Below are 6,808 nucleotides of genomic sequence, written 5' to 3'. Positions count from 1 at the left end.
GCGCGCCGCGAGGTGGATCTCGTCGGAGAGCACGACGAGAACGCCACGGTCACGCGCTGCGGGGTCGGCGGCCGTGACCACCGCGGCCAACAGGTTCGCCGGTCCGTCCGCACCGGCCGTCGCCGGATTGCGCATCGCGCCGGTGACCACTACCGGTTCGGGCCGGGTGTGGCGCAGGTCCAGGTAGTAGGCCATCTCCTCGATGCTGTCGGTGCCGGTCGTGACGACGACACCGGCCGCACCGGCGGACATCGCCTCATCGATCGCCGCCAGCAGCTCGTCGAGGTCGGCGAAGCTCAGCCACGCCCCCGGTACGCGCCGGAAGTCCACGACGCTCAACCGGTGCTCGGCGAGGCCCGGCACCGCCTGGACGAGATCGGTGGCGGTGAGTTGCGGGCTCACCCCGCCGGCGCTGGTCGGGACCATGGCGATGGTGCCGCCGACGCCGATCACGGCGACTGCGGGGACCTCTGTAAGGGTCTGCGACATGTCGCGAACGCTACGGCGTGACCGGTGCCAGACGGCGGCAGGCTACGTTACGGCGGGCTCCGTCGCGGCGGGTTCCGCGGCGGTGCGCGTCGGGCGGGTCGTCCACAGGAGCACCAGGCCAACCGCGCACACGCCGGTCGCGATCGGCCACACCGTCCGGTAGCCGAAATGTTGGGTCAGACCGAACAGCGGACCGGCGAGCATCGCCCCGATCGGGAACGAGTTCGTGAACAGCGCGGTGGCCCGGCCGGGATGCCGGGGCATCATGCCCTGCATGTAGGAGATGCCGACGCCGGCCACGGCCGAGATGAACAACGCGTTGAGGAGCTGGGCGGCCACGAGCTGCCACACGGCGGTGGCCGCCGAGGCGAGGGCGAAGTACGCCACTCCGCAACAGCTGCCCGCGAGCACTACCGTCCGTACGCTGATGCGGGTGGTGATCGCGCCGAGAGTCAGCATGAACGGGATCTCCAGGAAGGCGCACACCCCGAGGATCACGCCGGTGTCGCTGACGTCGCCGCCCAAGTACCGTCCGATGTAGATGGGCAGCACCTGCGAGACCAGCGTCAGCGGTGCCTGCAGCAGGGTGAACCCGGCGGCCGTCGCCATCAGCGTCCACCAGGACACCTCCAGCGGCCCGGCCGCGTCGGCCCCGGCGGTCTGGACCGGGTCGGCTTCGGGCGGGCGGTCCTTGTCGAACCGGAACAGCACCAGCAGCCCGGCGATCCCGTACATCGCGGCCGACAAGGCGTACAGCCAGGTGAAGCCGCCCGCCTTCATGACGAACGCGGCCAGCGACGGCCCGACCACCCAGGCGACCGAAAAGACCGTACGCAGCGCACTCATCCCCATCGCCGCCCGATCCGGCCGATCGCGGTCGAGCACCTGCCGGGCGTACGCGAGGGTCTGCGGGAACAACGCACCGGCCAGCGCCCACCCGGTCACGTTGATGACGAGCAGCAGCCAGTAGTCCCGGACCACGGCGGTCAGCCCGGCCGCGGTGAACCCGCCGAAGGCGGCGAGCAGCATCAGCGCCCGCCGGATCGCCCGCCGGTCGGACAGCCGCCCGAGAGCGCTGGCCACGAAGACGCTCGCCAGCGGGCCGACGATCAGGAACATGGTGATCTGCAACGGGCTGGCGTGCACCGCGGAGTCGAGAAACAACGCCAGGAACGGGTAGACCAGCGCGGTGGACACGCCGACGCTGAAGAACACCAGGGCGAACGGCAGCATCGCGCGGCCGAGCCGCCCGCCGGGGGCGGTCATGACTCCACCGGCGGGCCGCTGAGGCGGGACCGCAGGGTGCCCACGATCGGCACGGGAAAGCCCTGCTGAAGCTTCGCCGCGATGTCGTCGCGGGTCTCCAGCGCCCGCCGCCAGCCGACCACGTCCGTCGAGAAGATCTGCTCGGTCTGCCCGTCGTCGTACGCAGCCTCGACCGTCCACGGCCGACGGAACAACACCCGGGCCGGAATCGCGATGAGCAGCAGCAGCGCGACGACGATGATATCGACGGCCAGCAGCAGCAACGGCAGCAGCACGAACCAGAACAACAGCACGCCGACGAGGAACAGCACGATGCCGAACATGATCGCGGCCAGATCGCCGTCGCCGGAGCCGCAGCCGCCCAGGTCGCCGCAACCGCTCAGATCGTTGCCGGAACTCGTCTCGCCCTTGCGTTTGCGGCGCCACGCCCCGAACCGCCGCACCAACGCACTCCACCGTGGCTGCCACACCACGCGTACGCCCCACGTCTGGCCGCCGGGGGTGTCGACCTTGACCGTTCGCACACGCGTACCCTAATGGGAGCGCGCACAGTGAGAGCGCTCCCGTGACGGCCGTCTCATTTCGTCGGCGCGACCGCCCAGTTCTGCCCCATGCCGGTGTCAGCACGGCCATGACTCACGACAGACTGACCTCTCCGCAACGCTGGGTGCTCGGGCTCACCGCGCTCGCCGCGTTGCTCGTCGGGCTCGACACCACCGTGGTGGCGACCGCGCTGACCACGCTGCGCCTGGATCTGGGCGCGTCCGCCGAACAACTCGAGTGGACGGTCAACGCGTACACGCTGAGTTTCGCCGTGCTGTTGCTTACGGCGGCGGCGCTCGGCGACCGGTTCGGGCGGCGGCGTATCTTCGTCGCCGGCCTGAGCGTGTTCGCGCTGGCATCGGCCGCCTGCGCGGTCGCGCCCGGCGTGGGCTGGCTCATCGCCGCCCGCGCGGTGCAGGGCGCCGGAGCGGCGGCGGTGATGCCGCTGGCGCTGACGCTGCTGGGCGAGGTGGTGTCGCCGTCGACCCGGGCCCGGGCGCTGGGCATGTTCTCCGCGGTCGTCGGCGCGTCCGTACCGGCCGGGCCGCTGGTCGGCGGCGCGATCGCCGACGGCACGTCATGGCGGTGGATCTTCTGGCTCGACGTGCCGCTGCTCGCTCTCCTCATTCCGCTGGTGCTGACCCGGATCGCGCCGAGCCGCGGCCCCCGCGTACGCCTGGACCTGCCGGGCCTGCTGCTGTCGGCCGGAGCCGCGCTGGGCCTGGTCTGGGGACTCGTCCGCGCCAACACGGCCGGGTGGACCGGCCCGGAGACGCTGTTGACGCTGGGGGCCGGGATGGTGCTCACGGTGGCGTTCGTCTTCGTGGAACGCCGGACCGAGCAGCCCATGCTGCCGCTGCGGCTGTTCGGCGTACGCGCCTTCGCGGCGGGCAACGGGGCGATCTTCTTCCTGTGGGCGTCGACCTTCGGCTCGGTCTACTTCATGGCCCAGTTCTTCCAGGTCGGACAGTCGACGGGGCCGTTCGAGGCGGGGCTGCGGCTGATGCCGTGGGGTGCGATGACCGTCCTGGTCCCGCGAACGGTCGGCACCCTGATCCCCAAGTTCGGCGAGCGCCCGTTCATCGTCGGCGGCATGGTGCTGCACGGGGCGTCGCTGGTGTGGATCGCCGTCCTGGCCGCGCCGGACGTGGCGTACTGGCAACTGGTCGCGCCGCTGATCCTGTCCGGCATCGGGGTGGCCGCGGCGATCCCGGCCACGCAGAGCGCGGTGCTGGGCGCGGTCACTCCCCCGGACCTGGGGAAGGCGTCCGGTGCGTACAGCGCGTTGCGGCAGCTCGGCGGGGCCTTCGGGGTGGCGGCGGTGGTCGCCGTCTTCGCCGCGTCCGGCGGGTACGCCTCGGCTCGGGTGTTCGTCGACGGGTTCACCCCGGCGCTGATCGGCTGCGCAGCGCTCGCCGCGGGGGCGGTCGTCGCCGGCACGGGTACGCCCGGCCGGAAGCTCGTGACAGCCACTCGGATCGACATCCCAGCGTCCGCCGCCCCTGCGGTGGCCACCCCGCCGCTCTCGACACCGCCGGAGAGTGCTCGCACGGGCCGCTAGGGATGCCGTCAGGATGGAAGTACGACAGCGGAAGGACTGGTCAGCAGTGACGACGGATCTGATCTCCCGGGCGCGCGCCGGCGACGGCGACGCGTTCCGGGCGCTGACCGAGCCGCACCGCCGGGAGCTGCATGTGCACTGCTACCGGATGCTGGGCTCGGTCCAGGACGCCGAGGACGCGCTCCAGGACACGATGCTGGCCGCCTGGCAGGGGCTGGCCGGATTCGGCGAACGCGCCTCGATCCGGACCTGGCTCTACCGGATCGCCACGAACCGGTGCCTCAACACGCTGCGCTCGGCTCGTCGCCGCCCAGCCCGGGAATGGGGCTGGACGGGGATGGCCCCACCGGAGCCGACCCGGCTCGGCGAGGTGCCGTGGCTGGAGCCGTATCCGGACGCGCTGCTGGCCGGGGCTTCGGGCGTACCGGTGGGGCCGGAGGCGCGGTATGAGCAGACCGAGTCGATCTCGCTCGCCTTCGTGACCGCGTTGCAGATCCTGCCACCGCGTCAGCTCGCCGTGCTGGTGCTGCGGGACGTGCTGGGATTCCACGCCACCGAGGTCGCCGAGATGCTGGACTCGACGGTCGAGTCGGTCACCAGCGCACTGCGGCGGGCACGAGCCGGACTACAGACGCGCCTGCCGGCCAGTGCCGACCGCGCACCCGCGCCACCGACCGCGTCAGCTGCCGAGGACGCCATCGTCGCGAAGTTCGTCAGCGCGTACGAGTCGGCCGACGTCGACGCGCTGGTGGCGTTGCTGACCGACGACGTGTTCATCGCGATGCCGCCGGTGCCTTTCGAGTACGAGGGATTGGCGGCGGTGACCGCGTTCTGCCAGGTCGTGTTCAGCTCCGGCCGCCGGTACGCCCTCGTGCCGACGCGCGCCAACGGCTCCCCCGCGTTCGCGATCTACCGGCCGGAACCAGACGGTACGCAGACCGCGTTCGGCCTGATGGCGGTGACGTTGAGCGGCGACCGGATCCGGCGGATGGTCCGGTTCGACGCCGAGGCGCTGTCGTGGTTCGGGCTGCCCTCACCACGGTGAGGGGCCGCGTGGGCTGCCGCGCATGATCAACGGAGTAATCGTGGGGCCATGGCGGCCATGGCGGCCATGGCGCGCGATTACTCCGTTGATCATGCGAGTCGGCAACTCCGTTGATCATGCGAGTCGGCCGGATCGACCGGCAGCTCAGGCTGCGTCGGCGAGCCCGGCCAGGACCCGGGCCAGCTCGGCGGGCTTGCTGAACATCGGCCAGTGCCCGGAGTCGATGTCGACGTACTCGACGTGCTTGGCCTTGGCCAGCTCGGGGACTTCACCCCCGTCGACCCACTCGCGGGCCTGGGCCGGGCTGAACTCCGGGCACACCAGGACCACCGGAACGTCGTAGCGACGGTCGTCGGTCAGGCGTACCACGCCGTGGGCGACGCCTTCCGGCACCGGGACCGCCGCGTCGGCGAATCGCTGCCGGGTCGCCTCGTCGAGGTCGGCGGAGTCGGCTCCTTCGAACGGGCCCCAGCCGGGGAACCGCATGACGCCGTCGGCGATGTCGAAGAAGGCGGCGTACTTCTCGCCGTCGGCGGACGGGAACCCGCCGATCAGCGCCACCTTCGCGACCTGGTCCGGGCGGGCGTCGGCGGCGAGCCAGGCCAGCGTGCAGGCACCGGAGTGGCCGACGACCAGCGGCTTGCCCGAGGCCGCGTCGACGGCGGCGAGCACCGTGGCGAGCTGGTCGGCGAGCGTCGCGTCGGACGGTTCGGCGCCCTGGCCGGGCAGCGTGACGGCGACCGGCCGATGCCCGAGTGCGGTCAGCTCGGGGACCACCTCGTCCCAGGCCGCGCCGGTGAGCCAGAGTCCGCCGATGAGCAGGATGTCCATGTCGAAGTCGCTTTCTGACGGGTCGGTGATCACTTACCCGGTCACCGTAGACCCTATTCCGGACGATCTACTTCCGGTTCGCGTTCGAGCAAGTCTAGGCTGGCCGGGTGCCGTCCGAATCGAGCCCGACCGCCCGCGCGCTGCGCGCGTTGGAGATCCTGCAGACCCGGCCCGGCGTCACCGCCGACGAGTTGGGCGATCGGCTGGGCGTCACCGAGCGCGCCGCCCGCCGCTACGTGGAGATCCTGCGGGAGGCGGGCGTACCGGTGGAGGCGGTGCGCGGTCCGCACGGCGGCTACCGGCTGGGCCGAGGCGTACGCCTTCCGCCGATCGTCTTCTCGCAAGGTGAGGCGCTCGCCCTGGTGATGGCGGTGCTGGACGGCCAGCCCGGCGCGACCGACGCCGAGGACACGGTCGGCTCGGCCCTCGTGAAGGTCATCCGCGCGCTGCCGGAGAAGATCGGGCGGGAGGCGGCGGCGTTGCGGGAGAACATCGCGGCCACGCCGGACCGGAACGCGTCCCGCCCCGACCCCGCAACCACCAGTGCCCTGATCGCCGCCGTCGCGGAGCACAAACGCGTACGGCTGACGTATCGCAGTCCCCGTGGGGATTCCGGCGAGTGGCAGGGCGACGTCGACCCATGGGCGGTCGTCGTCCGATATGGACGCTGGTACCTGTTGTGCCACTCGCTGCGCGCCGACGCCGTACGCACCTATCGCGTGGACCGCATCCGCGGCGTCGAACCGACGGGTGAGGAGTTCCAGCCGCCCGAGGGCCTCGATCCGGTGCTCGCCCTGGAGGAGAACCTGGGATCGGGCTGGCCGATGGAGACCCGCGTGGTGTTCGACGCGCCCCTGGCCGAGGTCGCGCCGTGGATCCGGTCGACGATGGGCCGGCTGGAGCCGTGGGGCGACGGCTGCCGCGTGATCGGCACGACGAACAACCCGGCGATGTACGCCCAAGAGTGGCTGGCCGCCGTGCCGTTCGCCTTCCGGGTGGAGGGCGGGCCGGAACTGCGCGCGGCGGTGGCGGCGGTCGCGGCCCGCTTCGCCGCCGCCCTCGACTGACCGGCG

General features: G+C 71.9%; 7 protein-coding genes. 3 read left to right on the top strand and 4 right to left on the bottom strand.

All coding sequences use genetic code 11. The features are described 5' to 3' along the window. The 3 genes from HDA40_RS41200 to HDA40_RS41190 form a co-directional block, all read right to left on the bottom strand. Positions 1-489, bottom strand: a 489-nt coding sequence (locus HDA40_RS41200; protein WP_253763522.1) for an asparaginase domain-containing protein, incomplete at its 3' end; no start/stop codon positions are given. Between the two features lie 42 nt (positions 490-531). Then, positions 532-1,755, bottom strand: a complete 1,224-nt coding sequence (locus tag HDA40_RS41195; protein ID WP_253763521.1) for a sugar efflux transporter — start codon at positions 1,753-1,755, stop codon at positions 532-534. Beyond that, complete coding sequence (locus HDA40_RS41190) at positions 1,752-2,279, bottom strand: hypothetical protein (protein WP_253763520.1); 528 nt, start codon at positions 2,277-2,279, stop codon at positions 1,752-1,754. Before HDA40_RS41190 ends, HDA40_RS41195 begins: the two co-directional genes overlap by 4 nt. A 107-nt stretch (positions 2,280-2,386) precedes the next feature. Between HDA40_RS41190 and HDA40_RS41185 the strand changes: the two genes are divergently transcribed. Together HDA40_RS41185 and HDA40_RS41180 are read left to right on the top strand one after the other, a co-directional pair. After that, entirely contained in the window at positions 2,387-3,859 is a 1,473-nt protein-coding gene (locus HDA40_RS41185; RefSeq protein WP_253763519.1) for an MFS transporter, read from the top strand. Positions 3,860-3,872: 13 nt separating this feature from the next. Next, entirely contained in the window at positions 3,873-4,904 is a 1,032-nt protein-coding gene (locus tag HDA40_RS41180) for an RNA polymerase subunit sigma-70 (protein ID WP_253763518.1), read from the top strand. Between the two features lie 144 nt (positions 4,905-5,048). Here the strand turns inward: HDA40_RS41180 and HDA40_RS41175 are convergent, their stop codons facing one another. Beyond that, positions 5,049-5,735 (bottom strand): alpha/beta fold hydrolase, encoded by a 687-nt coding sequence (locus HDA40_RS41175; protein ID WP_253763960.1) that lies wholly within the window; start codon positions 5,733-5,735, stop codon positions 5,049-5,051. A gap of 107 nt (positions 5,736-5,842) precedes the next feature. On the opposite strand from HDA40_RS41175, the gene HDA40_RS41170 reads away from it, so the two are divergent. Continuing rightward, the gene (locus HDA40_RS41170) at positions 5,843-6,802 is read left to right on the top strand and encodes a helix-turn-helix transcriptional regulator (protein ID WP_308197814.1); all 960 of its coding nucleotides are present in this window, start codon (positions 5,843-5,845) and stop codon (positions 6,800-6,802) included. The last annotated feature ends 6 nt before the right edge of the window (positions 6,803-6,808 follow it).

The sequence above is a fragment of the Hamadaea flava genome, from assembly GCF_024172085.1.
Taxonomy (GTDB): Bacteria; Actinomycetota; Actinomycetes; order Mycobacteriales; family Micromonosporaceae; genus Hamadaea; species Hamadaea flava.
The sequence above is the reverse complement of the archived record's forward strand: the minus strand, read 5'-3'. Positions and strand labels throughout refer to the sequence as shown.